Source organism: Mycobacterium branderi (genome assembly GCF_010728725.1).
GTDB classification, from domain to species: domain Bacteria; phylum Actinomycetota; class Actinomycetes; order Mycobacteriales; family Mycobacteriaceae; genus Mycobacterium; species Mycobacterium branderi.
Window position 1 is genome coordinate 2,447,478 of the sequence record NZ_AP022606.1, and the last position, 26,082, is coordinate 2,473,559.

Sequence of the window (26,082 nt, forward strand, 5' to 3'; positions counted from 1 at the left end):
CTCGATCGAAGCAGCCGATCGGAGTGACAACATGACAGCGAATCGCCAAAATGGTCTTCTCCTCGAAGTGGCGGACCTGGTCCAAGCCCTGCAGCAGCAATCCGCCGACGTCGACTCGGTCCTGGCGGAATTGACCGAAAACGCTGCCTGCGCCGTTCCCGGCGCCCAATACGCCGGCATCACGATCGCAACTCGCAACGGCAAAGTGCGGACCGCCGCGGCGACCGGCCAGTATCCGGTATTGCTCGACGAGATCCAGCAGCGCCATGGCGAGGGCCCGTGCCTGTCGGCGGCGTGGGAACACCACACGATCCGGATCAGCGACTTGGCGCGAGAGCGGCGTTGGCCGTCCTACTGCCGCGACGCCCTTGCGGATACCCCGATCCGGTCGATCATGGCGTTCCAGCTGTTCGCCGACCACCACACCATGGGTGCGCTGAACGTCTACGCGGAGCAACCGGACGTGTTCGACGACGAAGCGGTGGAGATGGGACTGATCATGGCCACACACACCGCACTGGCCTGGAACCTGGTCCGCCGCGACGAGCAGTTCCGCAGCGCGCTGGCATCCCGCGACATCATCGGCCAGGCCAAGGGCATGATCATGGAGCGGTTCAAGATCGACGCCGTGCAGGCATTCGAACTGCTCAAGCGCTTGTCGCAGAGTTCCAATACGCCTCTGGCAAGCGTGGCGCGCCAGCTCGTCGAGTCAGAGCATCCCAGCCCATGACCGCGACCGAGGAAGGCGTGCCAAGGGACTCCGCGGCGGTGCGCGGCGAGCAGGCGCGACTGCGGGCAATTGAGCTGCAGCAGCGCAGAGCCGAACTCGCGTCGGGGATGCCGTCGAGCGCCGAGACTGTCGAGTCCGCGCGGCTGCACGCCGAAGAATCACTGCGACGGGCCACGCGGGCGCATCAGGCTGCGGCGAACAGGCATCTCGAAGCCAGCGCCGCACACCGGCGCGCGGCCGCCGCGCACGAACAGGCCGCCATGCTCGCCGGCGACGCCGCCGGGGAGGCACACCAGGACGCGGCCGCCGTGCACCGTGCGGAAGCCGCGATACATGACGCCGCCGCGGTCGTCCAGTCGGAAGCAGGAGCCCCGCCCGCTACGAGCTGAGCCGGGCCCAAGGGGGCGGCGGGACCGTGAGCAAATCGGCGGCCCCCGGCGCGGTGGTGAGGGCCAGCAATGCCGTCGCGAGCCGGTCGGTCGGGAGCACGAAGTCGGCGCATCCGGTCGCGATCGCGTTGGCCGGCATACTCGGCGCCCGCGCGGTGGCGGGGTCCTGGACCAGTACGCGGCCGCCGGTGCGCTTGACTGCACGGCATCCGTCGGCTCCGTCGGCCAGCGAGCCGGTCAAGATGACGGCAACTGTCGGCGTGGCCCGCGCCGAGCTGGTCAGCAGCGCGTCGCCCGGTTTGGTGTCGTCGCGACCGTCGGCAAGTACCCAACGCCCCGCCTCGTCAATGGTTGCGGTGGTCTCCGCGGGCACCACCGTGATCCCGGGCTGATCCGCGGCGTCACCGGCCACGGCGACGCGGACGGGCAGACCCGTACGACGGGCGAGGATCGGGACGAGGAGGTCGTGGCCAGCCGTGCGCCGACGATGCTGCACAACCGCTATCGGCACCGGATACGTCGGCGCAAGCCCGGCCAGGACCGTCGTGATCGCTCGCATCCCACCCAATGACGCGACGACGACGACCCGCCCGAAGTTCGGTGTCGCAGAAGGACACGACCGGACCATGTGTGTCAGCGTAATCGCTGTGTCGGGTTGCCGACATAACCGTCGCCGGACTGGGTACACCGGATGAATGAAGGCGGCGGATATTCGGCGCAATGCGATTTTGGCCCAGCTGCCGGAATCGGAGTTCGCCGAGCTGCAGCCACACCTGCGACTGGAACACAGCGAAATCAAACGTGCGGCCTACGAGCCGGGAAAGCCCATCAACGACATCTATTTTCCGTTGACCGCGGTGTACTCGCTGGTGGCCATGGCCGACGGACAGGTCCAACTCGAGGTCGCCACGGTCGGCCACGAGGGAATGGTGGGCCTGCCGGTGTACCTGGGCGCCACCAGCAGCCCGCAGGCCGCGTTTTGTCAGGTCAGCGGCGAGACGGTCCGCATCAGCGCCGCCGACTTCCGCGCGGCGCTGGCCCGCGACGGCGGTTTGCATGCGCTGCTGAACCGGTTCACTCAGGCAACCATGGTGCAGGTCTCGCAGAACGTGGTGTGCAACCGCAGCCACTCCACGGAGGCGCGAATGGCCCGCTGGCTGCTGACGACCCAGGATCGGGTGGGCCGCGACGAGTTTCCGCTCACCCAGGAGTTCCTGGCACAGATGTTGGGGGTGCACCGGCCCACCGTCTCCGACACCGCGCAACGGGTCCAGGCCCAGGGCCTCATCCGTTACCGGCGCGGCGTCATCACGATCACCGACCGCGGCGGGCTGGAGCGGACGGCGTGCGACTGCTACCGCATCGTCAAAGCCGAGTTCGACAGCTTGCGCGATCATCGGCGCAAGCCGTGACGGTCAGGACTGTGCGTCCATCAACAGCAGCGCGCCGTTGACGTTGCCCTCCGGGCCTTGAAAGCCGGTGCAGATCACCCGTACCTGGGTGGGCCGGCCGCGGCGGTTGACGGCGTCGACGACCGACTCGCCCGGGTTTTGCGGATCGACGAACGCGTTGCCGATCAACGGCCGCACAGTGTCCATCGGCAGCCCGATGTCCAGCGAGGTGAGGACTTCGCCGGTGGCCTCGTCGGCGCGCAGCCCCCACAGTTCCTCGCAGCCGCGGTTCCACACCACCACCCGCATCTCCCGGTCGACCACCACCATGCCCAAATGGACCGAATTGACCAGTGAGTCAAGGAAAGTGCGGGCGTCGTCGAGTTCGACGCTGCGCTCCCGCAGCGCGTCGTTGATGGTGTGCAGCTCGTCGTTGGTGGACTGCAGCTCCTCGTTCATCGTCTCGAGTTCTTCGTTGGTGGACTGCAGTTCCTCGTTGGTGGTTTCGAGTTCCTCGACGGTCGACTGCAGTTCTTCGTTGGTGGTCTCGAGTTCTTCGTTGGTCGATTGCAGTTCCTCGTAGGCCGCCTCGAGCTGACGGTTGGTCTGCACCACCTTGTCCAACAGCGCCCGCGTCGCGGTGACGTCGAAGAACACGATCGACACGCCCAGCAGCCCGTTTTCGGCGTCGATGAGCGGGTTGACGTGAATCTCGAACCAGACGGTTTCCGCGCCCTGGCGTTGCCATTTGACGTCGGGAATCCGCGCCGGTCGCCGCTCGACTTTGGCCTGTTCCAGGTAGGCGCGCAGTTCGACCGGCCGATACGAGACCTCCAAATCGCGCAATAGCCGGCCGATGTCGCGAGCCGAGAGCCCGAACATCGCTTCGGCCTGCTGGTTGATCATCGCCACGGTGTCTTCGCCGGTCACCACGATCTGCGCGACGGGGTTGGCCCGAAAAGCCAAGTCGCGCACGGTGGCCAGGCCGGGCAGCTCGCCGTGGCGGTCATACATCGCGGCCGCGGGGTCGTAGCGATCGAGCCCGCTGTGTGAACCGGGCGCCTTGCGGAAGACCCGATGCTTGAGGTTCAACGGGGTGAACCGATCGGTGTGGCTCAACAACATCTCGGCATGGCCGAGAAACAGTGTGCCCTGGGCAGACAGGGCAAAGTGCAAGCGCCCCAATACATTTCGTTGTGTCTCGGCGTTCATGTACATCAGTGTGTTGCGGCACACCAGCAGATCCACCCGGGAGATCGGGGCATCTTTCACCAAATCGTTGCGACCGAAGATCACCGCCCGGCGCAGGTCTTTGTGAAAGGTGTAGCGGCCGTTGAGCTGATCGAAGTATTTCTCCAAGAGTGGAGCGGAAACCGACTCGACGGCCTTGGCGTCGTAGGTGGCGGCTCGCGCCTCGGTCAGTGCGTCCTCGTCGACGTCGGTCGCGTAGATCTTCACCCGTTGCCGGAAGTTGTCCGGTCCGACGGCCTCGGCGAGCAGCATGGCCAGCGTGTAGGCCTCCTGGCCGGAGGCGCAGCCGGCGCTCCAGACGCGGATCGGGTCGTCGGGACCGCGCTCGGCGAGTATGCGCGGGATGACATCGCTCGCGACGTATTCCCATGCATCCGGGTCGCGAAAGAACGCCGTGACGTTGATCAGGATGGTGTTGAACAGCGCCGAGAACTCGTCGGAGCTGGCTTGCAGAACGTCGAGATATTGGTCGAAGGATTCGTGCCCGGACTGTGCCATCCGGTGGCGCACCCGTCGCATCAGCGTGGTGCGCTTGTATCCGGTGAAGTCGAACCCCCGGGAATCCCGCATGTATCGCAGTAGGGCTTCGAACGATTCGTCGGTCGTGGTATCCATCTCGTCCCGTCTGCAGACACCGTGTCGCGAACTTGAACACTACTCGCGGCTACAGCCGATTTTCCGGTCCTACGACCGCCCATACCGCCTTTCCCGACGGGGTCGGTGTGCTGCCCCAGGCGCGCGACACCGCAGCGACAATCGCCAGCCCGGACACCCGCTCGATGCCGCGGACCGGATCCTCGTGCCGGGCTGCCGGCGTGCCGCTATGGTCACGCACCGAGATGCTGACCGTCTCCCCGACGGACTCCAGCACCACCACCGGCGCGCTGTCGGTATGTTGCAGCACGTTCTCCACGAACACGTTGACGATCACGGTTGCCACCGAGATCAGATCATCCTGCGACCAGGCCGTCAGATGCTCGGCGACCAGGTCACGGGCCGTGCGCAGGCTGGCAAGCGTGGCCGGCAGCTCCACGCGCACCCGCCGCCGTGCGATCAGAGCCTGCGCCGCAAGAGCGTTCAACGCGGCTTCGACGCTCGCGTGCACCGGGACATAGCGCGTCACACCGGTGTGTGCGATGGCCGCCCGGCGACGCGGCTGCGAGCAGATCAAAACAATCGGAACATCCGGCCAGGTGCTCACGTGCCAGCGCGCGCTGGTGAACACCGACCACGCCGACGACGCCGGAACGTTCAGCGCGTCGACGTCGACCAGTACCGCACGCGGCTCGTCCAGCGCCGCCTTGATGACGGCGTCGCGCAGTTTCAGGTAGCTCGTGCTGTCGAGAACACCCTCGACAGCGAGCAGACACACGGTTCCCGCGGTCCGCTCGGAAACTGTCAGCGCGCTGGCGTGGCTAGCCATCGGATTCCTGGTGTCTGCCGTACGCCTCGGACAACCGGCTGCCGAGTATCGACATCGCATGCTCGGCTTCCATGGCGATTGCTTCATAGCGTTCGCTCAATATCCCGGGGGTGACCTGCTCGGCCAACCGGCGAGACAGTTTGGCCTTCTCCTGCAGGCTGCGCATCGCAACCCACATCGCGGTCTCGATCTCCTCGTCGCGTGCGCGCAGCAGTGCGTCGGACGTCCAGGCATGACCCACATGGCAGCGGTAGCTGCCTTCGCTGACCGCGATGAGCGAGCCGTTGCAGTCCGGGCACGTGTAGCCCGACGGTGTCCCCAGCGCCTCGGTGTCGAAATCAGTCGAGAACCGCCGAGCCATCGCGATTCGGTTCTCCAGCTCCATGCGCTCGTCGGGCTCCATCTCACGGTCCTCGAAAACTCGATCGGCCAACTGCTTGAGCAGCCCGCCTACTTCAATGGCCGCCAGCTCGTGATCGACGACGCCGGCCTCGATGGCGTTCGTCGGCATGGCGGGAAACAGCGCATCAGCAGGCGATTGGGCGATCGTCGTACCGCCGCGCGACTTGATCGCGGCGCATCCCAACATGCCGTCGTCGAGGACGCCGGAGAGCAAGACGCCGACCGCGCGCGGGCCGTGCGCCAGTGCCACCGAGCGGAACAACGCATTGATCGCGGGGCGGTGGCCGTTCTCGGTAGGCCCTTGGGACAACGCGATTCGGTTGTCGTCCACAAGCAGGTGGCGGTCGGGCACCGCGACCTGGATGGTGCCGGGCGTCAAGGGCGCTCCGTCGGCGGCTTGAGCCGCCGGCAGCGGCCCGTTGCGATCCAGGATGCGGGCCAGCACGCTCGGCGCGCCCGCCGGCATGTGCAGTGCGACGAGGACCGCGCAGGGCAAATCGGGTGGCAGCCCGGCGGCGAAATGGGTGAGCGCCTCCACGCCACCGGCCGAACCCCCGACCGCGACCACGTTGAGCGCTTGTTGGACTGGCATTACGCTCGCCACCATTTCTGGGTTACCCACAGGGCCGCACAGACAACCCTGTCAACGGGCCATCTATCCAGATTACGCGGCTCTACCGGGAAATAGCCGAGAACTCAGCGCCCGCCAGCGCGAACGGCGGCGCGCCAACGCCGGCGATCGAGTGGGTGTTCTGCGGTGTTTGTTCGGTGATCCGTGCGGGCACGCTGCGCTCACCGACCGCCAGCGTCACCGCCCGCGACTGCTTGAGCACATCTGCTGGCAGTTGACCGAAAACCGTTCCCTGCCAATGGTATTGGCCGTCGATCGGATCGACGTGCCCGGTGAGCCGGACGCGCACCGGGTGGTCTGCGCCGGCGACGGTCAACGTCGCGGTGCCATCGTAGGCGTCGTCGCGCGGGCCGAAGGACAGCTCGTACGCCGATGCCGTCGGGCGAAGCCGCGGTCGTCGCAGGTAAACACGTTCGTTGAACACCTGTTGGCTGCTGCGGCGCACCTCGATGCGCGAATAGCCGGCCATGAGCCGCAGGCAGCGCGCGATGTAGCGCGCGGTGTCCGGTCCGTTGAGCAGGAAATAGTTGGGAAAGCCATGCATCGCAACGCCCAGGTAGGGCTCGGTGCCGTCGTGCCAGGCCTGTTGAATGGTGAGCCCGCGGGCGCCGACCAGGGTGTCGTCGGGAAGGTGATCGCGGATCGCCAGCCCGGTGCCGTAGGCGATGACGTCGGCGTCATGGTGGACACCGTCGCGGGTGCGGATGCCCGACGGCGTCAGCGTGTCGATCGGCGACGCCACCACGCCGACCGGCGGTTGTCTGCGCCGCCAGCGACCGATGGCGGGCACCACTCGCCGCGGGGGGTGGGGGAAGACCGTCACCGATGCGGCGGCGGACAGCCGCTCGATGAGCCGGCCGGCGGCGGCGTCGGCCCCGATCACGGCGATGCGTTTGCCGGCCGGGTCGAAATCGGGATCGGGTGCGGCTGCGGGGAACGTGGTACCGCGAAAGTCGTTGCGGCCCGGCAGGTTCGGTGTCCAGGGGACGAACGGTGAGGCTGCGGTGACGACGACCCGGCTGTGGTGGGTCTGGCCATCGCCGGTGGTCAGCGCCCAGGTGTCGGTGTCGTCGTCGAACACCGAAGCGACCACCTCACGGTCGCCGACCGTGAAGACGTCGTGGATCACAGGAACTTGGTGCGCGCCCAGCCCCGGCGCGCAATCGGGCCCATCAGCCCCACCTCGGTCAAAAACGCCGCCAGCGGGGCGAATCCGGCCACCTGGATGTCGTGCCGGTGCGGGCTGGTGCGCGCGACGCGGCGGGCGCGACGGGGATCCAGGCCGGCCCGCGCATAGGGGATCGGGTTGGTGAACAGGTAGCGGAAGAACCAGCCGCCCAACCCGTTGACGTTCGCGACGAACCAGCGCTCGAGCCGGCGCATCTCGGGCACCCGCTTGCGCAGCCCGTCGCGCGCGAACTGGATGTGCCGGGCCTCCTCGGTGACGTGAATTCGCATCAGCCGCTGGATGATCGGCTGCAGTTCGGGGTCGTCCATCATCTGGCGCTGCAGCGAGTCGAAGATTTCCTCACCGATCAGCGCGGCCACCCACAGCACCGAGCCCTGGAAGAAGAACGGCAGAGCGTTGATGATCATCCGCTGGTACAGTCGCGGCCGCACCGGCTTGGCGCCGACCCGCTCGATGGCCTTGCCGAACATCACCATGTGCCGGGTTTCGTCGCCCAGCTCGGTCAGCGCGTAGTGCGACGAGCGGCTGGTGGGGTCCTTGTGCATGAGTTTGCGCAGCAGCGCCTGGTTGAGGATGTTCTCGAACCAGATGCCGGCGGACAGCGTGTTCACCAGCTCCTGCCGGGACAGCTCGATCTGCTGGGCGCGGGTCATCTCGTCCCACATCGGCGTGCCGTACAGCGACACGGTTTTCGGCGGAAGGAAGAACTTGTCCGGATCAAGCGGCGCGTCCCAGTCGATGTCGACGACGGGCGCATAAGACTTCTTCACCGAGCCCTTCAGCAGACGCTCGGCGAACTCCTCGCGACCGGCCTTTACCGGAGTGGTCATCGTTGACGTCCCTTCTCGCCCCGGAGATACCAATACCTACGGTACCGGGTACCTCAGGTCTCGTCTAGCGATGACGACGGCTGGCGTCGGCCCAGATGCGCTTCCGCCTTCATCCGTTCCCTCATGTGCGGGTAGTGCAGCTCGAAGGCCGGGCGGTTGGAGCGGATCCGCGGCAGCTCGGTGAAGTTGTGCCGCGGCGGCGGGCAACTGGTCGCCCACTCCAGCGAGTTGCCGTAGCCCCACGGGTCGTCGACGGTGACCGGCTCGCCGTAGCGGTAGCTGCGGAAGACGTTCCACAGGAACGGAGCCATCGAGACGCCGAGGATGAACGCGCCGATCGTCGAGACGACGTTGAGTCCTTGGAAGCCGTCGGTCGGCAGGTAGTCGGCGTAGCGTCGCGGCATGCCTTGGTCGCCGAGCCAGTGCTGCACCAAGAACGCAGTGTGAAAACCGATGAGTGTCAACCAGAAATGCAGCTTGCCCAGCCGCTCGTCGAGCAGCCGGCCGGTCATCTTCGGGAACCACAGATAGATTCCGGCGAATGTGGAGAACACGATGGTGCCGAACAGCACGTAGTGGAAATGCGCCACCACGAAGTAGGTGTCGGTGATGTGAAAGTCCAGCGGCGGGCTGGCCAGCAGCACACCGGTCAGACCACCGAGCAGGAAGGTGACCAGGAAGCCGATCGAAAACAGCATCGGGGTCTCAAACGTCAACTGGCCCTTCCACATTGTGCCGGTCCAGTTGAAGAACTTGATGCCGGTCGGTACGGCGATCAGGTACGTCATGAACGAAAAGAACGGCAGCAGAACGGCTCCCGTCGCGAACATGTGGTGCGCCCACACCGCCGCGGAGAGTCCGGTGATGGCCCACGTCGCATAGACCAGGGTGGTGTAGCCGAAGACCGGTTTGCGGGAAAAGATCGGCAGGATCTCGGTGACGATGCCGAAGAACGGCAGCGCCACGATGTAGACCTCGGGGTGGCCGAAGAACCAGAACAGGTGCTGCCACAGGATCGGCCCGCCGTTGGCGGCGTCGTAGATGTGGGCGCCCAGGTGGCGGTCGGCGGCGAGCCCGAACAGCGCGGCGGTCAGGATCGGGAACGCCAGGAAGATCAGCACGCTGGTCGCCAGGATGTTCCAGGTGAAGATCGGCAACCGGAACATCGTCATGCCGGGCGCGCGCATGCAGATCACGGTGGTGGTCATGTTGACCGCGCTCAGGATGGTGCCGAGCCCGGACACGATCAGCCCCATGATCCACAAGTCGCCGCCGGGGCCCGGCGAGTGAATGGCGTCCGACAACGGGGTGTAGCCGGTCCAGCCGAAGTCGGCGGCCCCGCCCGGTGCGATGAAGCCGGCCAGCACGATGAGCCCGCCGAACAGAAACAGCCAGTAGGAGAAGGCATTCAGCCGCGGGAACGCCACGTCGGGTGCGCCGATTTGCAGCGGCAATGCGACGTTGGCGAAGCCGAACACGACCGGGGTGGCGTACAGCAGCAGCATGATCGTGCCGTGGATGGTGAACAGCTGGTTGTATTGCTCGTTGGTCAAGAACTGCAGCCCGGGTGCGGCCAACTCGGCGCGCATCAGCATCGCCATCAGACCGGCCATCAAAAAGAAGGCGAATGCCGTCACCAGATACATCTGGCCGATCAGCTTGTGGTCGGTGGTGGTGACCAGACTCCACACCAGCTCACCGCGGGACCGACGACGCCGCGGGAAGGGTCTGCGCGCGACGACGGCCAGACTCGCTTCGGTGACCATTTGTCCCGGGGTTGCCCGGGAACGGTGGTGGCAAACCCGGCCTGACTAGGCTGTCCGGGCATGACGCGCCGGCATATCCACGTCATCGGTATCGGGGCCGGGGATCCCGGCTACGTGACCGCCCAGGCGATCGAGGCGCTCAACGACGCCCAGGTGTTCTTCGCGATGGACAAGGGTTCCGACAAGAGCGATTTGGTGGCACTGCGCCGTCACATTTGCGCGCGGTTCATCCGCCAGCCTGGGTACCGGTTCGTCGAGCTGCCCGACCCGCCGCGTGCGGCGAACGGTGACTACCGGGCGGCGGTGGCGGACTGGCACGCCGCCCGCGCCCGGCTCTGGGCGTCGGCCATTGCCGCCGAACTCGGTCCGGGCGGTGTGGGCGCCTTCCTGGCCTGGGGTGACCCGTCGCTCTACGACAGCACCCTGCGGATCCTCGACGCCGTCGCCGCCGAGGTCGACATCGACTACGACGTCATCCCGGGCATCACCGCAGTCCAGGCGCTGACGGCCAGGCACCGGATTCCGCTCAACGACGTCGGCGAACCCGTCCTGATCACGACCGGACGGCAGCTGCGGGCACACGGACTGTCCGGCTCGGCGGTGGTGATGCTCGACGGCGACTGCTCGTTTCTCGGGTGTCCTCCCGACACCCGGATCTGGTGGGGCGCCTACCTGGGCACCGCCGACGAGCTGCTGGTCGCGGGCACGGTCGGCGAGGTGGGGGAGCGGATCGCTTCGCTGCGCGCCCAGGCCCGCGCCCGACACGGCTGGATCATGGACACCTATTTGTTGCGGGCGGCGGAGTAGGTTTTGGCCATGGCCGCTTTCGTGGTCCGCGCCGCATTGACCGGATTCGCGTTGTGGGTCGTCACGCTTTTCGTCCACGGGATCACCTTTGTCGGCGGTGACACGCGGTTGCAGCGGGCCGGGATCATCTTCGTCGTCGCGGTGATCTTCGGACTGGTCAACGCGTTCATCAAACCGATCGTGCAGATCCTGTCGATTCCGCTCTACATCCTCACGCTCGGTTTGTTCCACGTCGTCGTCAACGCGTTGATGTTGTGGATCACCGCCTGGATCACCGCGCACACCACCAATTGGGGCCTGCACATCGACCACTTCTGGTGGACGGCGATCTGGGCCGCCATCGTGTTGTCGATCGTCAGCTGGGTGCTGTCGTTGGTCGCTCGCGATGTGCGGCGCTGACGGCAGACTGGATACATGCCCGAACTGCCGGAAGTCGAAGCGCTCGCCGACCATCTGCGCCGCCACGCCGTCGGCCTGACCATCGGGCGGGTCGACGTCGTCGCGTTCTCGGTGCTGAAGACCTTCGATCCGCCGATCACCGCGCTGCATGGACAGACCGTCACCGGCGCCGAAAGGTGGGGTAAATACCTGGGGCTCCAGGTCGGCGAGCTGTTCCTGATCGCCCATCTGTCCCGGGCCGGCTGGTTGCGCTGGTCCGACACCCTGGCCGCCGCTCCGCTCCGGCCGGGAAAGGGCCCGATCGCGTTGCGCGTTCACCTTGGCACGCCCGGGCAGGCGCCGGGCTTCGACCTCACGGAGGCCGGTACTCAAAAGAGGCTGGCGGTGTGGCTGGTCGCCGAGCCTATGCAGGTGCCGGGGATTGCCGCACTCGGTCCGGACGCGTTGCAGGTCAGCGCCGACGACTTGGCCGGGCTGCTGGCCGGGCAGAGCGGCCGGATCAAGACCGTCATCACCGACCAGAAGGTTATCGCCGGCATCGGCAACGCCTACAGCGACGAGATCTTGCACGTCGCCAAGATCTCGCCATTCGCCACAGCCGGCAAACTTTCCGACGCACAACTGGCGGCATTGCACGACGCGATGGTGGCGGTGCTCACCGACGCGGTGAGCCGTTCGGTGGGCCAGCAGGCCGCGACGCTGAAGGGAGAGAAGCGTTCGGGCTTAAGGGTTCACGCCCGAACCGGGTTGCCATGCCCCGTGTGCGGCGACACCGTGCGTGAAGTGTCGTTCGCCGACAAGTCGTTCCAGTACTGCCCGACCTGCCAGACCGGCGGCAAGGTGCTGGCCGACCGGCGGATGTCGCGGCTCTTGAAATAGCTATGCTGCCCGGGTGACTCGTCAACGGATTTTGATCACGGGCGCAAGCTCCGGTCTTGGGGCCGGGATGGCCCGCGCGTTCGCCGCCAAGGGCCGCGACCTGGCGCTGTGCGCCCGTCGCACCGACCGGCTCGACGAACTCAAAACCGAACTGACCCAACGGTATCCGGGCATCACCGTGGCCGTCGCCGCGCTGGACGTCAACGACCACGAGCAGGTGCCCAAGGTGTTCGGCGAGCTTTCCGACGCGCTCGGCGGGATCGACCGGATCATCGTCAACGCCGGCATCGGCAAGGGCGCGCCGCTGGGCTCGGGCAAGTTGTGGGCCAACAAGGCCACCATCGAGACCAACCTGGTGGCTGCGCTGGTGCAGATCGAAACGGCACTCGAGATGTTCAAGCAGGCCGGTTCCGGGCATCTGGTGCTGATCTCGTCGGTGCTGGGCAACAAGGGCGTGCCGGGCGTGAAGGCCGCGTACGCCGCCAGCAAGGCCGGTCTGTCGTCGCTGGGCGAGTCGCTGCGCGCCGAGTACGCGAAGGGCCCGATCAAGGTCACCGTGCTGGAGCCGGGCTACATCGAGTCGGAGATGACCGCCAAGGCGGGCAGCACCATGCTGATGGTGGACAACGAGACCGGCGTCAAAGCGCTGGTCGCGGCGATCGAACGCGAAGGCGGCCATGCCGTTGTGCCGACCTGGCCGTGGGCGCCGCTGGTCCAGGTGATGCGGGTGCTGCCGATCAGGCTGACCAAGTACTTCGCTTAACGCGCCGCGTGTGAATCTGACGACGCGTCCACGGCGTGTCCCGTCGTCAAATTCACACTGGGACCGGCGTGTAATGGTCTGCGTCGGTGGTGAATTCGGGTCTGCCGTAGGTCGCCAGCCGTAGCTTGAGCAGCCCGATGACGTAGGCGTCGGTGATATCCCGCAAAACGGGAATGCGGCTGGCCTGCTGCACGGCGGTGAAGCGTCCGATGATGAAGGGCGTGGTGAGGGCGACGCGCACGAGGTCCGTCGGCCCCAGTGAAACGCCCATCGCCTCGGCGACGTCGCGATCGCCACCGCAGAACGTGCGGACGAACGTGAGCTTGGAAAAACTCTTCTCGACCGCCTCGGCGCACCGGTCGAACAGGCTAGTGCCGGGGCGCAGGTAGGCCGCCATCGTTCCTTTGACGAGTTCGCGGCAGATGTCGTCGAATCCGTCGCGCAGCAGCGCCGAGCGCGCGTGCATGACGTGCATGATGTCGGCGGGCTCGGACGGCAGCAGTTCGGGCGGCAGGCCGAGCAAAAAGCAGCGATACCGGGCGAATTCGACGACGGCGCGTTCCTCTTTGGTGAACTTCGTGCGCCCCTGCTGACGCGCCCGCCGGGCCAGCAGGTACTGGCCGATCATTCCGGCGGGCATCTGGTCGACCTGCGGAATCGGCATGCCGTAGACGGCTTTATCCCACTTGTCGGATTTCTTCAGCGCGTTGTAGCGGACCATCGAGTGCATCAACCGGACCATGGCGGCGGCTTCGAAGCCGGGGCCGTAGCGGTCCAGCGCTCCGGGCAAGGTGGTGACGGCGAAGAAACTCGCCGTCTCGTTGACCCGCCGGGCGGCCCGCTTGCCCGACAGCGCACCGGTCAGGGCCATCGGCAGCGCGGCGTAGGTATTGGTGAAAGTCGCGATGAAGGCTCCGCGCGTAATAAAGGGCGCCAGCAGCGCGGCGGGAATCCGCTCTTGGCGGGCGCCCTCGCGGACCAGGTCGAAGTCGATCCACTCCGGGGCGTCCTCCATCGCGGCGATGAACGACACGAGTTCGGGCGGCGCGTCTGGCACCGCGTCGACGCCCTCGCGGCAGGCGCGCTTGAGCATGTCGATCAGATGCGCGACGCTGTGCGTATTCATCAGGGCCGCATAGGGATCAGCGACGACGTCGCCGAGCATGGTTGCCGTGCTGATCAATTCGAGCACCCGCTCGTCTTCCAGGATCGGCGCGCGGTCGGCGACCCAGGCCGGCAGCGCGGAGTCGGCGTCGGGTTCGGTGGCCAGGCGATCGGGCTGCTGGTCGAAGTCGAAGTCCCCGTAGAGGTCGGGCTGCAACTCGCGCTGGCTTCGGACGCGCTCGGCGAGTTCGGGGTAGTACGTGACCATCACAACCTCCGCTAACTAACAGTTAGTGAGTAATACTCACAACCTGTTAGTTATGCTGTCAAGTGTGGTTGCGGTTCACCCGAAGCGGCGCATGTCGGCCGAAGCGCGGCGCGAGCAGATCCTCGACGTCACGCATGCGATCGTCGATGCGGAAGGGTTTCACGCGGCCACGCCGAACCGCATCGCCCGGCAGGCCGGCATCAACCGGTCGTTGATCTATCAGATGTTCGGCGACCCCGCAGGGCTTTTCGTTGCCTTGATCGACCGCGAGGCGGCGCGGGCCGGTGCGCAGTTCGCCGAGGCGATTTCGGGATTGGACGCGGCCGCCGCAGAGGAGTCGCTGGTGCTCGCGTTCGACGGTGTGCTGGCCGCCGTCGACGCCCACCCGGCGACCTGGCGGCTGTTCTTGTTCCCGCCGCAGGGCGCGCCGCCGGAGCTGTATGCCCGGCTGGCCCAATCCCAGGCCGTCGTGCTGGAGTTCTTCGTTCGGGAACTGCTGCGCATCAACCCGCATCTGCACGATCCCGATTACACCGCCCGGGTCCTGCATGCCGCTGGCCGCGAACTGCTGCAGCTGCACCTGTCCGATCCGCAGACCGCGACCGTCGAACGCCTGCGGACTTTTGTGCGGCGCTTCGGCGCCGAGCTCGTGGTGCCGACGCCGTGAGGGCGCTCGCCGCATAACGACTCGCCGAGTGTGAATCACGCGACGGCCGAGCGGCGTGTCGCGCAGTGAGATTCACAGTCGGCGAGCGATTCTCAGCCCGCGCGCCCTCTTTCGGTGCGGTAGCGGCGCACCAGCGCATCGGTCGAGCTGTCCGACTGCCGCTCCGGTGACGTGTCCTCGGAGATCACCGGCAGCAGCGCCTTGGCCTGGGTCTTGCCCAGCTCCACCCCCCACTGGTCGAACGAGTCGATGCCCCACACCACACCCTCGGTGAACACCTGGTGCTCGTAGAGTGCGATCAACTGACCCAGCACCGACGGGGTGAGCCGGGTCGCCAGAATCGAGGTGGTCGGCCGGTTGCCGGGCATCACCTTGTGCGGCACCACGTCTTTCGGCGTGCCCTCGGCGGCGATCTCCTCGGCGGTCTTGCCGAACGCCAGCACCTGGGTCTGGGCGAAAAAGTTACTCATCAACAGGTCATGCATGCTGCCGGTGCCGTCGGCGTCGGGCAGGTCGTCGAGCGGTTGGGAAAACCCGATGAAGTCGGCCGGCACCAGCCGGGTGCCCTGGTGCAGCAACTGGTAGAAGGCGTGCTGACCGTTGGTTCCTGGTTCGCCCCAATAGATTTCGCCGGTGTCGGTGACGACGGGTGTGCCGTCGGCGCGAGTCGACTTGCCGTTGGATTCCATGGTCAGCTGCTGCAGGTAGGCGGCGAACCGCGCCAGGTCGTTGGAATACGGCAGCACCGCGCGCGATTGGGCGCCGAAGAAATTGGAGTACCACAGCCCGATCAGCCCGAGCAGCGCCGGCGCGTTGGATTCCAGCGGCGCGGTCCTGAAGTGCTGGTCGACGATGTGGAATCCGGAGAGGAAGTCGCCGAACGCTTCTCGTCCTATTGCGGCCATCACCGACAGCCCGATCGCCGAGTCGACCGAGTAGCGTCCGCCGACCCAATCCCAGAAGCCGAACATGTTGGCGGTGTCGATGCCGAAATCCGCGACCCGTTCTTTGTTGGTGGAGACCGCGACGAAATGCTTGGCCACCGCGTCGTCGCCGAGCGCGTCGGTCAGCCAGCGCCGCGCCGCTGTCGCGTTGGTCAGCGTCTCCAGCGTGGAGAACGTCTTGGATGCGACGATGAAAAGTGTTGTGGCAGGGTCTAAGTCGGCCAGCGTCGCGACCAAGTCGGCGGGGTCGACGTTGGACACGAACCGCGCCGAAATGCCGGCGTCGACGTAGTGGCGCAGCGCCTGATACACCATCACCGGGCCCAGATCCGAGCCGCCGATACCGATGTTGACCACCGTACGGATGCGTTTGCCGGTGGCGCCCGTCCACTCGCCGCTGCGCAGCCGGTCGGTGAAATCACCCATTGCATCAAGGACTTTGTGGACGTCCTCGGCGACGTTTTGCCCGTCGACAGTCAGCGTGGCGTCGCGCGGCAGGCGCAGCGCGGTGTGCAGCACCGCGCGGTCCTCGGAGGTGTTGATGTGCTTGCCGGCGAACATCTCGTCGCGCCGCTCCTCGAGGTGCGCCGCGCGCGCGAGATCGACCAGCAGTTCGAGCGTCTCGCGGGTGATGCGGTGCTTGCTGTAGTCGACGTAGAGGTCGCCGACGGTGAGGGTCAGGTCGCGGCCTCGGTCGGGGTCGTCGGCAAAGAGTTGCCGCAGGTGGGTCTCGCGGATCTGCTCGTGGTGCTTGCGCAGCGCCGTCCACACGTCGGTGGCCGAGATGTCGGGGATCATGTTCTCGACCCTAGCCACGCCCGGCGTGCCCCCGGTACTAGTGGCCGAGCCGGCCTCTGCCCATACGCAGGAGCAGCATCGCGAGGTCTTTGCCGTCGGGCCCGAGCTCGCTGTAGCGCTCGATGACCTTCATCTCGCGGCTGTGCACCAGCCGGGTTCCCCCGTTGGCCATCCGGACCTTGCCGATTGCCTGGGATACCTCGGTGCGGCGTTTGACCGCAGCCAGTATCTCAGCGTCGAGCCGGTCGATCTCCTGACGCAGCTCGTCGATATCGGGAAGCTGTTCCGTTTCCATCGTCATTTATTGTGACTCCGCATTCTCGCTGTTGGTGGGTTTTGGCCTCATCCGTATTCCGGCCGCACACAACAGACGAGCCCCGAATCCGGATGCGGGCCTCGGGGCTGTCGGGAAGCAGCTAAGCCACGGGCACCGCGGACCGGTATCCGTAGAAAAATCGATGCTGCTTGTCGAGCACGTCTCGAGTCTGCCATCCGCGCCCGCGCCGTCGCAAAAGATGTCGTCGAGCGGCGGTAAGTTTGGACAGACAATGACCGCGCCGACGACGATGCAGAGCCAAGCGATGAGGAGGAGCGGCGCAGATTGACGATGCACGTGACCGATGCCGGGCCGGATCAGTTGCTCGACGGCCTCAACCCCCAGCAGCGCCAGGCGGTGCTGCACGAGGGTTCCCCGCTGCTGATCGTCGCGGGTGCCGGCTCGGGCAAGACGGCGGTGTTGACCCGGCGCATTGCCTACCTGATGGCCGCGCGGGACGTGGGTGCGGGCCAGGTTCTGGCCATCACCTTCACCAACAAGGCGGCCGCCGAAATGCGCGAGCGGGTGGTTCAGTTGGTCGGCCCGCGAGCGCGCTCTATGTGGGTGTCGACGTTCCACTCCACCTGCGTGCGGATCCTGCGTAACCAAGCCACGCTGATCCCGGGGCTCAATTCCAACTTCTCGATCTACGACGCCGACGATTCGCGACGACTGCTGCAGATGATCGGCAAGGACATGGGCCTGGACATCAAGCGGTATTCGCCGCGGCTGCTGGCCAACGCCATTTCCAACCTGAAAAACGAGCTGATCGACCCGCAGCAGGCGACGTCGGCTCTCTCCGACGACTCCGACGATCTGGCCCGCACCGTCGCCGCCGTCTACTCCGAATATCAGCACCGGCTGCGGGCAGCCAACGCGCTGGATTTCGACGACCTGATCGGCGGGACCGTCGCGGTGTTGCAGGCCTTCCCGCAGATCGCCCAGCATTACCGGCGGCGGTTCCGGCACATCTTGGTCGACGAGTACCAGGACACCAACCATGCGCAGTACGTGCTGGTGCGCGAGCTGGTGGGGCCGGGCTGTGAAGAAGGCACGGACGGCGGGTTGCCGCCGGCCGAGTTGTGTGTTGTCGGGGATGCCGATCAGTCGATCTACGCCTTCCGCGGCGCGACGATCCGCAACATCGAGGACTTCGAGCGCGACTACCCCGACGCCACCACGATTCTGCTGGAACAGAACTACCGCTCGACCCAGAACATCTTGTCGGCGGCCAACTCGGTGATCTCGCGGAACTCCGGACGCCGGGAGAAGCGGCTGTGGACCGATGCGGGCGAGGGGGAGTTGATTGTCGGCTACGTCGCCGACAACGAGCACGACGAGGCACGGTTTGTCGCCGAAGAGATCGAGGCGTTGGCCCAGCGCGGGGATATCACGTACAACGATGTGGCGGTCTTCTACCGCACCAACAACTCGTCGCGCTCGCTGGAAGAGGTGTTCATCCGGACCGGGATCCCATACAAAGTCGTTGGGGGCGTTCGGTTTTACGAGCGCAAAGAGATCCGCGACATCGTGGCCTACCTGCGGGTGCTGGACAACCCCGGCGACGCGGTGAGCCTGCGGCGCATTCTCAACACGCCGCGGCGCGGAATCGGTGATCGGGCCGAAGCCTGCGTGGCGGTGTACGCCGAAAACACAGGTGCCAGTTTCGCCGACGCGCTCGACGCTGCCGCCCAAGGCAAAGTGCCGATGCTCAATTCCCGCTCGGTGAAAGCGATCGCGGGTTTCGTCGAGATGCTCGACGAGCTGCGCGGCCGGCTCGACGGCGACCTCGGCGAATTGGTCGAGGCGGTGCTCGACCGCACCGGCTATCGCGAGGAGCTGGAATCCTCAAGCGATCCACAGGATTTGGCCCGGCTGGACAACCTGAACGAACTCGTCAGCGTCGCACACGAATTCGCCACCGACATGGCCAACACCGCCGCGCTCGAGGAGGGTGCCGACGACGAAGACGTGCCCGACACCAGTGTGTTGGCGCAGTTCCTGGAGCGGGTGTCGCTGGTCGCCGACGCCGACGAAATTCCCGAGCACAACGCCGGCGTGGTGACGTTGATGACGCTGCACACCGCGAAAGGGCTGGAGTTTCCGGTGGTGTTCGTCACCGGGTGGGAGGACGGGATGTTCCCCCACATGCGGGCGTTGGGCGATCCAGGCGAACTCTCCGAGGAACGGCGGCTGGCCTACGTCGGGATCACCCGGGCCCGGCAGCGGCTCTACGTCAGCCGGGCCAAGGTCCGCTCGTCGTGGGGCCAGCCGATGCTCAATCCCGAATCGCGGTTCCTGCGGGAAATCCCGCAGGAACTGATCGACTGGCGGCGCAGCGACCCGGCCCCGTCGTTCAGTGCGCCGGTGAGCGGCGCCGGGCGGTTCGGGCCGTCGTCGCGCCCGTCACCGGCCCACGTGTCCAAGAGCAACCGGCCGCTGCTGGTGCTCGAGCCCGGCGACCGGGTGTCGCACGACAAGTACGGGCTGGGCCGTGTCGAGGAGGTCTCCGGCGTCGGGGAATCGGCGATGTCGCTGATCGACTTCGGCAGTTCGGGGCGGGTCAAGCTGATGCACAACCACGCCCCACTCACCAAGCTGTAGTCAGTCCTCCCGCATCCACCGCTTCGTTTGCGGGTGCAGCGCCAAGACCGCGCTGGCAATCGGAAGTAGCGGCAGGAAGTGCACGATCCAGGCCACCCGCGCGCCCGCGATGAACACACCGAGGTAGGTCAGCACTGCGACGGCGGCACCGGCCACGATCAGGTAGCGGCCGAGCCCCCGTCGCAGCAGCAGCAGGATCACCCCGGACACCGTGGCCAGCGCAAACACCAGCGCCAAAAACCCGACCGCGACACAGAACAGTCGGTCGGATTGCCACCAGCCGGCGATCAGATCGGTGGCGACCACCGAGGTGGCCCAGCCGCTGACAATGCTGACGGCGGCCGCCGCCACAGCGGTCGTTTTGCTCGCCTCGGGCAGCGCCGGGCGCGAAGCGGGGTAGACGCCGCGGCCGGGTGGTTGGCGCGGAATGTGGGTGGTGCGGGCATCGTCCGCTATCACGGGCAGCGGCGTCGTCGGTGCTCGCCGGATGATGCGGGTCCGCGGCGCTTCGTCGTCGGATGCGGTCACCTCGGGCCTTCCTGTGGCGTTGTGCAATGGCCCTGTGGGCCGCGTGGCTGCCGCGCGGGCAGCGGGGCTGCCGCCGCTGACAGGACCGCTTGGTGGGTTGGTAGGCGGATTATCGCCGGATGCGGAATCGGTTGACCCGGTAATCGATCAACCGGCGAAACTTCCGACACTCAGGCCCCGCTTGGCCAGCCACGGCACCGGGTCCACCCGGTTTGTGCCGCCCAGCAACACCTCGAAATGCAGGTGCGGACCGGTGGAGTTGCCGCGGTTGCCCATCGTGGCGATCTGATCGCCCGCCATCACACGCTGGCCGACGCTGACCGTCGTGGTGTTGACGTGGCCGTACAGCGTGACCGTTCCGTCCGCGTGGCGCAGCTTGACCCACATCCCGTAGCCGGCGGTCGGGCCGGCGTCGATGACGACCCCGTCCGACACCGCGAGGATCGGAGTTCCGATCGAGTTCGCAATGTCGATCCCGGCGTGCAGCACACCCCAGCGGTACCCGAAATTCGACGTGAATATGCCCTTTGTCGGCATGACGAACAGTGGTTGCTGCAGGCGCGCCTCCCGCTGGGCGCGCTCTTCAGCAAACGCCACGGCGTGGGCGAGTTCGGCGTTGTGTACGGCAACATTTGCGGCGGGCTTCACGGTGACCATCTGCATGCCGCGGGCCGAGGTGGTGATGGGGCCGCCGCTGGGCGTCGACGCGTCGGCGGCCAGGACGGTTTCGGCCTTCGAGTCATCGGAGGGGTGTGTGGCCGAATGTGCCGCGGCAGCCGCGGCACCGGCGGCCATGGCGGTGATGAGCATCCGGCCCCGCGCCGCGCCACTGAGTTGCCTGCGGTGCTGCGGGCGGCGCCAGGGCGCGTCGGCGTTACTGGGACGGCCGTGCAGTTCAAGGCGGTAGGAACTGGTCCGCTCGGTGGGGTGTTCGCTGGGGCTGGCCAGGCGCAGCGGGGTCAGGTCGTCGGTGTCGTGCAGGTCGTCGAGCTCGGGCGCGTCCAGTACCGACGCTGTGCTTCCGAAGACGCTGTTGTCGCTGAAGTCCAGGTCATCGAGGGTGCCGAATTCGTTGAAGGGGATGATGTCGGTGACCTCGTTGCGGTCGAGGTCTGACCAGCGGTCGCGCGATCCACGAGAGTCCCCGGCAACAGGAGACCGGGCAGAACGGTGCTGGGCCAACCTGAATGTCCCTCGCGTCGTAACCATAACGTTATCTGGACCCTGAGACGTTAACCACAGAGGTAGGGACCTCGCAAGACGTGGCAGGAATCCCGCTCGATAATGTGATCCGCATCACGCGCGGGGTCTCGGGTCCGTGCTCGGCACAGCATACGGCATGGCACCGCGGTGACCTGCGCCACAACAGCGGACGCGACGACGGCGCCAGGATTGCGGGTCGATACAGTTCCCCCGGGGCGCGGTTCAGGGCCTTGCCCGGAACCCAGCCGCTACCTAATCAGGCCGACCTCGTAGACAGTGAGCCCATGGATCTCTTCGAGTACCAGGCGAAGGAGTTGTTCGCCAAGCACAACGTGCCCACCACGCCCGGACGGGTGACCGACAGCGCCGATGGCGCCAAGGCGATCGCCGAGGAAATCGGCCGCCCGGTGATGGTCAAGGCACAGGTCAAGACCGGTGGTCGTGGCAAGGCCGGTGGCGTGAAGTACGCCGCCACCCCCGAGGACGCCTACACCCACGCGGGCAACATCCTCGGCCTCGACATCAAGGGGCACGTCGTCAAGAAACTGCTGGTGTCGGAGGCCAGCGACATCGCCGAGGAGTACTACATCTCCTTCCTGCTCGACAGGGCCAACCGCACCTACCTGGCGATGTGCTCGGTGGAGGGCGGCATGGAAATTGAAGAGGTCGCCGCGACCAAGCCCGAGCGGCTGGCCAAGGTTCCCGTCGACGCGGTCAAGGGAGTCGATCTGGCCTTCGCACGGTCGATCGCCGAGCAGGGCCACCTGCCGGCCGAGGTGCTCGACGCCGCTGCCGTGACGATCCAGAAGCTGTGGGAGCTCTTCGTCGCCGAGGACGCCACCCTGGTCGAGGTCAACCCGCTGGTGCGCACGCCGGACGACCAGATCCTGGCGCTGGACGGCAAGGTGACGCTCGACGGCAACGCCGCCTTCCGCCAGCCCGGCCACGTCGAGTTCGAGGACCGGGACGCCACCGACCCGCTGGAGCTCAAGGCCAAAGAACACGACCTCAACTACGTCAAGCTGGACGGCCAGATCGGGATCATCGGTAACGGCGCCGGCCTGGTGATGTCGACCCTGGACGTCGCCGCCTATGCCGGCGAGAAGCACGGCGGCGTGAAGCCGGCCAACTTCCTGGACATCGGTGGTGGCGCGTCCGCGGAGGTGATGGCCGCCGGGCTGGACGTCATCCTTGGCGACGAGCAGGTCAAGAGTGTGTTCGTCAACGTCTTCGGCGGGATCACTGCCTGCGACGCCGTCGCCAACGGCATCGTGTCCGCGCTGAAGATGCTCGGCGACGAAGCCAACAAGCCGCTGGTGGTTCGGCTGGACGGCAACAACGTCGAGGAGGGCCGGCGGATCCTGGCCGAGGCCAACCATCCGCTGGTGACACTGGTGGCGACGATGGACGAGGCCGCCGACAAAGCCGCCGAGCTGGCGAGCGCCTGACCGAAAGGAACATGACCCATGGCTATCTTTTTGACCAAGGACAACAAGGTCATCGTTCAGGGCATCACCGGCAGCGAGGCCACCGTGCACACCGCCCGGATGCTCAAGGCCGGCACCCAGATCGTCGGCGGCGTCAACGCCCGCAAAGCGGGCACCACGGTCACCCACGAGGACAAGGGCGGCCGGGTGATCAAGCTGCCCGTGTTCGGCAGCGTCGCCGAGGCCATGAAGGAGACCGGCGCCGACGTGTCGATCATCTTCGTCCCGCCGAAATTCGCCAAGGACGCCATTATCGAGGCCATCGACGCCGAGATTCCGCTGCTGGTCGTCATCACCGAGGGAATCCCGGTGCAGGACAGCGCCTATGCGTGGGCCTACAACGTGCACAAGGGCAACAAGACCCGGATCATCGGGCCGAACTGTCCCGGCATCATCACCCCCGGTCAGTCGCTCGTCGGCATCACGCCGGCCAACATCACCGGAGCCGGTCCGATCGGCCTGGTGTCCAAGTCGGGCACCCTGACCTACCAGATGATGTTCGAGCTGCGTGACTTCGGCTTCTCGACCGCGATCGGGATCGGCGGCGACCCGGTGATCGGCACCACCCACATCGACGCCATCGAGGCATTCGAGAAAGACCCGGACACCAAGGTCATCGTGATGATCGGCGAGATCGGCGGCGACGCCGAAGAGCGCGCGGCCGACTACATCAAGGCCAACGTCTCCAAGCCGGTCGTCGGCTACGTCGCGGGATTCACCGCGCCGGAAGGCAAGACGATGGGCCACGCCGGCGCCATCGTGTCCGGCTCGTCCGGCACCGCGGCCGCCAAGAAGGAGGCCTTGGAGGCGGCCGGCGTCAAGGTCGGCAAAACCCCGTCGGAGACGGCGGCTTTGGCGCGGAAGATTCTGCAGGAGTTGTGAGTATCGACGCCCGCACGCCCGTCGTCGTCGGCGTCGGGCAGGCTGCCGAGCGGATCGACGACCCCTACTACCGGGCCATGTCGGCCGTCGAGCTGGCCACGGCGGGCGCCCGGGCCGCGCTCGAGGATTGCGGCGCCGACGTTGCGAAGGTGGCGGCGGCGATCGACACCGTCGCGGGCGTGCGGCAATTCGAGATCTCCGGGCCGGCCCAGGCGGTACTGGGCAAGTCGAACAACTATCCGCGGTCGGTGGCGGGCCGCATCGACGCCGACCCGGCCCGGGCGATCCTGGAGATCGTCGGGGGCCAGGGGCCGCAGCATCTGATCACCGAGTTGGCCGGCGAGATCGCCGCCGGCCACTGCGACGTCGCGCTGATCTTCGGGTCGGACGCCACGTCGACCAACCGTTACTTCGCGGAGGCCGACAACAAGCCCGACTTCTCCGAGACGGTCGAGGGCTCGCTGGAAGACCGCGGGCACGGTCTGGAGGGGCTGATCAGCCGCTACACCGTGATTCACGGCCTGGTCGACGCACCGACGCAGTACGCGTTGCTGGAAAATGCCCGACGGGCTTCGACTGGCCTGAGTCCCGCCGAGTATCTGCGCCGCATGGGAGAGTTGTTCGCGCCGTTCAGCAAGGTGGCCGCTGCGAACCCGTTCGCCGCCGCGCCGGTGGCGCGCAGCGTCGAGGAACTGATCACGGTCACCGAGAGCAACCGGATGATCTCCGATCCGTATCCGCGGCTGCTGGTGGCCCGTGACCAGGTGAACCAGGGCGCGGCGGCGCTGCTGATGTCGGTGGAGTCGGCGCGCAAACTCGGTGTGCCGGAAGATAATTGGGTCTACCTGCACGGCCACGCCGACATGGCCGAGCAGAGTCTGCTCGATCGCCCAGATCTGGGACACGCGCCGTCGGCGGTGATGGCGGTGCGGGAGGCGTTGCGCGTCGCCGGAATTGGTGTCGACGACGTCGCCACCTTCGACCTGTACAGCTGCTTCCCGGTGCCGGTGTTCAACATCTGCGACGGCATGGGCATCGCGACCGACGACCCGCGCGGTCTGACGCTGACCGGCGGCCTGCCGTTCTTCGGCGGCGCCGGCAACAACTACTCGATGCACGGCGTCGCGGAGACCGTCGCTGCAATGCGAAGCCGCCCAGGCGATTTCGGGCTCGTCGGCGCCAACGGCGGCATCATGAGCAAGTACTCGGTCGGGATCTACTCGACCACGCCGACCGAGTGGAAACCGGATCGCAGCGCGCAGTTGCAGGCGGAGGTCGAGACGTGGCCCACTGTGGCGGTGACGGAACAGGCCGACGGCACCGGCACCGTCGAGACCTACACCGTGCGACGGGACAACGGCCGGCTGACCGGAATCATCATCGGCCGCCTCGACGCCGACAACAGCCGGTTTTTGGCCACCACCGAGGACGACGATCTGATCGCGCTGCTAACCGACGGGGATCCGCTCGGACAGGCGGTGAGGGTGCGCTTTTTCGACTACGGCAACCGCTGCAGTTTCTAGGCCATCGCCGCGAGCTTGCCTGCCAGCCTCTCGACGTAAGCGGCCACTTCGTCCTCGGAGCGGTCGGGCAAGCCGAACAACACCTCGGTCACGCCCAGTTCGGCCCAGCGGGCCAGCTTCTCGGCATCAGGTTTGAAGTCCAGCGCCACGATCTGCGGGGCGCCGTCGCGGCCGGCGGCCGCCCAGGTGTCCTGCAACAGCTTCACCGGCTCGTCGATATCGAAGTCGCGCGGCGTGGTGATCCAGCCGTCGGCGCTGCGGGCGATCCACTTGAAGTTCTTCTCGGTCCCCGCGGCCCCGACCAGCACCGGAATGTGCGACTGGACCGGCTTGGGCCAGGCCCAGCTCGGCCCGAATTTGACGAACTCGCCGTCGTAGGCGGCTTCCTCCTGCGTCCACAGCGCGCGCATAGCCTCGAGGTATTCGCGCAGCATCGTCCGGCGGCGCCCGGGCGGCACACCGTGGTCGGCGAGTTCGTCGGTGTTCCAACCGAATCCCACGCCCAGACTCACCCGGCCGCCAGAGAGATGGTCGAGGGTGGCAATCGATTTGGCCAGCGTGATCGGATCGTGTTCGACCGGCAACGCCACCGCGGTGGACAGCCGAACCTGCGAGGTGACGGCGCACGCCGCGCCCAGACTGACCCACGGGTCCAACGTGCGCATGTAACGGTCGTCGGGCAGCGACTCGTCGCCGGTTGTCGGGTGCGCGGCCTCGCGCTTGACCGGGATGTGGGTGTGTTCGGGCACGTAGAAGGTGCGGAATCCCTGCTTTTCGGCAAGCACGGCCGCCGCCGCCGGGGTGATGCCGCGGTCGCTGGTGAACAACACAAGCCCGTAATCCATCCCTGAATTAGAACGTGTTCCAATCTGGCGGGCAAGCGCGGGGCCCCGCATGACACGCCGACT

The 26,082-nt window shown here is 66.6% G+C and carries 25 protein-coding genes and 1 pseudogene; 13 read left to right on the top strand and 13 right to left on the bottom strand.

The window, feature by feature from the left end:
• The first annotated feature begins 31 nt into the window (after positions 1–31).
• Both G6N47_RS12665 and G6N47_RS29660 read left to right on the top strand, forming a co-directional pair.
• Positions 32–730: a GAF and ANTAR domain-containing protein gene (locus tag G6N47_RS12665; RefSeq protein ID WP_083131381.1), complete on the top strand. Its 699-nt coding sequence runs from the start codon at positions 32–34 to the stop codon at positions 728–730.
• Complete coding sequence (locus G6N47_RS29660; RefSeq protein ID WP_083131382.1) at positions 727–1,119, top strand: hypothetical protein; 393 nt, start codon at positions 727–729, stop codon at positions 1,117–1,119. The genes G6N47_RS12665 and G6N47_RS29660 overlap by 4 nt, the downstream gene beginning before the upstream one ends.
• Here G6N47_RS29660 and G6N47_RS12675 read toward each other — a convergent pair.
• Positions 1,109–1,747 (bottom strand): chemotaxis protein CheB, encoded by a 639-nt coding sequence (locus G6N47_RS12675; protein ID WP_083131383.1) that lies wholly within the window; start codon positions 1,745–1,747, stop codon positions 1,109–1,111. The two genes, G6N47_RS29660 and G6N47_RS12675, sit on opposite strands and share 11 nt — an antisense overlap.
• 67 nt (positions 1,748–1,814) lie before the next feature.
• Here G6N47_RS12675 and G6N47_RS12680 point away from each other — a divergent pair, with 67 nt between their 5' ends.
• A complete protein-coding gene (locus G6N47_RS12680; RefSeq protein ID WP_083131384.1) occupies positions 1,815–2,531 on the top strand; it encodes a Crp/Fnr family transcriptional regulator in 717 nt (238 codons plus the stop codon).
• Between the two features lie 3 nt (positions 2,532–2,534).
• Here the strand turns inward: G6N47_RS12680 and G6N47_RS12685 are convergent, their stop codons facing one another.
• From G6N47_RS12685 to ctaD, 6 genes are all read right to left on the bottom strand, one after another.
• Positions 2,535–4,376, bottom strand: a complete 1,842-nt coding sequence (locus G6N47_RS12685) for a CheR family methyltransferase (RefSeq protein ID WP_083131385.1) — start codon at positions 4,374–4,376, stop codon at positions 2,535–2,537.
• 49 nt (positions 4,377–4,425) lie between these two features.
• A complete protein-coding gene (locus G6N47_RS12690; RefSeq protein ID WP_083131386.1) occupies positions 4,426–5,184 on the bottom strand; it encodes an STAS domain-containing protein in 759 nt (252 codons plus the stop codon).
• Positions 5,177–6,178, bottom strand: coding sequence for a chemotaxis protein CheB (locus G6N47_RS12695; RefSeq protein ID WP_232080198.1), 1,002 nt, complete (start codon positions 6,176–6,178; stop codon positions 5,177–5,179). The genes G6N47_RS12690 and G6N47_RS12695 overlap by 8 nt, the downstream gene beginning before the upstream one ends.
• 82 nt (positions 6,179–6,260) lie before the next feature.
• Entirely contained in the window at positions 6,261–7,346 is a 1,086-nt protein-coding gene (locus G6N47_RS12700) for a DUF4873 domain-containing protein (RefSeq protein WP_083131388.1), read from the bottom strand.
• Positions 7,343–8,236: an AurF N-oxygenase family protein gene (locus G6N47_RS12705; protein WP_083131389.1), complete on the bottom strand. Its 894-nt coding sequence runs from the start codon at positions 8,234–8,236 to the stop codon at positions 7,343–7,345. Before G6N47_RS12705 ends, G6N47_RS12700 begins: the two co-directional genes overlap by 4 nt.
• 53 nt (positions 8,237–8,289) lie before the next feature.
• Positions 8,290–10,002 carry an aa3-type cytochrome oxidase subunit I gene (gene ctaD, locus G6N47_RS12710; RefSeq protein ID WP_083131390.1) on the bottom strand — a complete coding sequence of 571 codons (1,713 nt, stop codon included), beginning with the start codon at positions 10,000–10,002 and terminating at the stop codon, positions 8,290–8,292.
• Between the two features lie 60 nt (positions 10,003–10,062).
• Between ctaD and cobF the strand changes: the two genes are divergently transcribed.
• The 5 genes and pseudogenes from cobF (at position 10,063) to G6N47_RS12730 (ending at position 12,850) form a co-directional block, all read left to right on the top strand.
• Positions 10,063–10,809: a precorrin-6A synthase (deacetylating) gene (gene cobF / locus G6N47_RS12715; protein WP_083131391.1), complete on the top strand. Its 747-nt coding sequence runs from the start codon at positions 10,063–10,065 to the stop codon at positions 10,807–10,809.
• Positions 10,810–10,818: 9 nt separating this feature from the next.
• Complete coding sequence (locus tag G6N47_RS12720) at positions 10,819–11,208, top strand: phage holin family protein (RefSeq protein ID WP_083131392.1); 390 nt, start codon at positions 10,819–10,821, stop codon at positions 11,206–11,208.
• Between the two features lie 15 nt (positions 11,209–11,223).
• Positions 11,224–11,466: pseudogene (locus G6N47_RS29665) on the top strand (DNA-formamidopyrimidine glycosylase family protein); the annotation flags it as partial.
• Positions 11,467–11,613: 147 nt separating this feature from the next.
• Entirely contained in the window at positions 11,614–12,087 is a 474-nt protein-coding gene (locus G6N47_RS29670; protein ID WP_232080335.1) for a zinc finger domain-containing protein, read from the top strand.
• A 13-nt stretch (positions 12,088–12,100) separates the two neighbouring features.
• Positions 12,101–12,850: an SDR family oxidoreductase gene (locus tag G6N47_RS12730; protein WP_083131394.1), complete on the top strand. Its 750-nt coding sequence runs from the start codon at positions 12,101–12,103 to the stop codon at positions 12,848–12,850.
• Between the two features lie 52 nt (positions 12,851–12,902).
• Here G6N47_RS12730 and G6N47_RS12735 read toward each other — a convergent pair whose 3' ends face one another.
• Positions 12,903–14,222 (bottom strand): oxygenase MpaB family protein, encoded by a 1,320-nt coding sequence (locus G6N47_RS12735; RefSeq protein WP_083131395.1) that lies wholly within the window; start codon positions 14,220–14,222, stop codon positions 12,903–12,905.
• Positions 14,223–14,313: 91 nt separating this feature from the next.
• On the opposite strand from G6N47_RS12735, the gene G6N47_RS12740 reads away from it, so the two are divergent.
• Positions 14,314–14,889, top strand: coding sequence for a TetR/AcrR family transcriptional regulator (locus G6N47_RS12740; protein ID WP_169717255.1), 576 nt, complete (start codon positions 14,314–14,316; stop codon positions 14,887–14,889).
• A gap of 92 nt (positions 14,890–14,981) precedes the next feature.
• Here the strand turns inward: G6N47_RS12740 and pgi are convergent, their stop codons facing one another.
• Positions 14,982–16,631, bottom strand: coding sequence for a glucose-6-phosphate isomerase (gene pgi / locus G6N47_RS12745; RefSeq protein ID WP_083131397.1), 1,650 nt, complete (start codon positions 16,629–16,631; stop codon positions 14,982–14,984).
• Positions 16,632–16,668: 37 nt separating this feature from the next.
• The gene (locus tag G6N47_RS12750) at positions 16,669–16,932 is read right to left on the bottom strand and encodes a chorismate mutase (RefSeq protein ID WP_062539235.1); all 264 of its coding nucleotides are present in this window, start codon (positions 16,930–16,932) and stop codon (positions 16,669–16,671) included.
• A 300-nt stretch (positions 16,933–17,232) separates the two neighbouring features.
• Here G6N47_RS12750 and pcrA point away from each other — a divergent pair, with 300 nt between their 5' ends.
• Complete coding sequence (gene pcrA / locus G6N47_RS12755; RefSeq protein ID WP_083131398.1) at positions 17,233–19,551, top strand: DNA helicase PcrA; 2,319 nt, start codon at positions 17,233–17,235, stop codon at positions 19,549–19,551.
• On the opposite strand, the gene G6N47_RS12760 is transcribed toward pcrA, so the two are convergent.
• A complete protein-coding gene (locus G6N47_RS12760; protein WP_083131399.1) occupies positions 19,552–20,079 on the bottom strand; it encodes a hypothetical protein in 528 nt (175 codons plus the stop codon). It lies immediately after the preceding gene.
• Positions 20,080–20,226: 147 nt separating this feature from the next.
• Entirely contained in the window at positions 20,227–21,261 is a 1,035-nt protein-coding gene (locus G6N47_RS12765; RefSeq protein ID WP_232080199.1) for a M23 family metallopeptidase, read from the bottom strand.
• Positions 21,262–21,566: 305 nt separating this feature from the next.
• Between G6N47_RS12765 and sucC the strand changes: the two genes are divergently transcribed.
• The 3 genes from sucC to G6N47_RS12780 are packed head-to-tail and all read left to right on the top strand — an operon-like array spanning position 21,567 to position 25,174.
• The gene (gene sucC, locus G6N47_RS12770) at positions 21,567–22,730 is read left to right on the top strand and encodes an ADP-forming succinate--CoA ligase subunit beta (protein WP_083131401.1); all 1,164 of its coding nucleotides are present in this window, start codon (positions 21,567–21,569) and stop codon (positions 22,728–22,730) included.
• 18 nt (positions 22,731–22,748) lie between these two features.
• Positions 22,749–23,651 (top strand): succinate--CoA ligase subunit alpha, encoded by a 903-nt coding sequence (sucD, locus tag G6N47_RS12775; protein ID WP_083131402.1) that lies wholly within the window; start codon positions 22,749–22,751, stop codon positions 23,649–23,651.
• Positions 23,648–25,174, top strand: coding sequence for an acetyl-CoA acetyltransferase (locus G6N47_RS12780; RefSeq protein WP_083131403.1), 1,527 nt, complete (start codon positions 23,648–23,650; stop codon positions 25,172–25,174). Before sucD ends, G6N47_RS12780 begins: the two co-directional genes overlap by 4 nt.
• Here the strand turns inward: G6N47_RS12780 and G6N47_RS12785 are convergent.
• Positions 25,171–26,019: an LLM class F420-dependent oxidoreductase gene (locus G6N47_RS12785; protein WP_083131404.1), complete on the bottom strand. Its 849-nt coding sequence runs from the start codon at positions 26,017–26,019 to the stop codon at positions 25,171–25,173. The genes G6N47_RS12780 and G6N47_RS12785 overlap by 4 nt on opposite strands.
• Positions 26,020–26,082: the final 63 nt, after the last annotated feature.

Coding starts and splice junctions, on each gene's coding strand:
- G6N47_RS12680 (WP_083131384.1), top strand. CDS start 1,815: ATGAAGGCGGCGGATATTCGGCGCAATGCGATTTTGGCCCAGCTGCCG.
- G6N47_RS12705 (WP_083131389.1), bottom strand. CDS start 8,236: ATGACCACTCCGGTAAAGGCCGGTCGCGAGGAGTTCGCCGAGCGTCTG.
- sucC (WP_083131401.1), top strand. CDS start 21,567: ATGGATCTCTTCGAGTACCAGGCGAAGGAGTTGTTCGCCAAGCACAAC.
- G6N47_RS12690 (WP_083131386.1), bottom strand. CDS start 5,184: ATGGCTAGCCACGCCAGCGCGCTGACAGTTTCCGAGCGGACCGCGGGA.
- G6N47_RS12695 (WP_232080198.1), bottom strand. CDS start 6,178: ATGCCAGTCCAACAAGCGCTCAACGTGGTCGCGGTCGGGGGTTCGGCC.
- ctaD (WP_083131390.1), bottom strand. CDS start 10,002: ATGGTCACCGAAGCGAGTCTGGCCGTCGTCGCGCGCAGACCCTTCCCG.
- G6N47_RS29660 (WP_083131382.1), top strand. CDS start 727: ATGACCGCGACCGAGGAAGGCGTGCCAAGGGACTCCGCGGCGGTGCGC.
- G6N47_RS12785 (WP_083131404.1), bottom strand. CDS start 26,019: ATGGATTACGGGCTTGTGTTGTTCACCAGCGACCGCGGCATCACCCCG.
- G6N47_RS29670 (WP_232080335.1), top strand. CDS start 11,614: ATGCAGGTGCCGGGGATTGCCGCACTCGGTCCGGACGCGTTGCAGGTC.
- G6N47_RS12735 (WP_083131395.1), bottom strand. CDS start 14,222: ATGGTCACGTACTACCCCGAACTCGCCGAGCGCGTCCGAAGCCAGCGC.
- cobF (WP_083131391.1), top strand. CDS start 10,063: ATGACGCGCCGGCATATCCACGTCATCGGTATCGGGGCCGGGGATCCC.
- sucD (WP_083131402.1), top strand. CDS start 22,749: ATGGCTATCTTTTTGACCAAGGACAACAAGGTCATCGTTCAGGGCATC.
- G6N47_RS12685 (WP_083131385.1), bottom strand. CDS start 4,376: ATGGATACCACGACCGACGAATCGTTCGAAGCCCTACTGCGATACATG.
- G6N47_RS12720 (WP_083131392.1), top strand. CDS start 10,819: ATGGCCGCTTTCGTGGTCCGCGCCGCATTGACCGGATTCGCGTTGTGG.
- G6N47_RS12750 (WP_062539235.1), bottom strand. CDS start 16,932: ATGACGATGGAAACGGAACAGCTTCCCGATATCGACGAGCTGCGTCAG.
- pgi (WP_083131397.1), bottom strand. CDS start 16,631: ATGATCCCCGACATCTCGGCCACCGACGTGTGGACGGCGCTGCGCAAG.
- G6N47_RS12740 (WP_169717255.1), top strand. CDS start 14,314: ATGTCGGCCGAAGCGCGGCGCGAGCAGATCCTCGACGTCACGCATGCG.
- G6N47_RS12665 (WP_083131381.1), top strand. CDS start 32: ATGACAGCGAATCGCCAAAATGGTCTTCTCCTCGAAGTGGCGGACCTG.
- G6N47_RS12675 (WP_083131383.1), bottom strand. CDS start 1,747: ATGGTCCGGTCGTGTCCTTCTGCGACACCGAACTTCGGGCGGGTCGTC.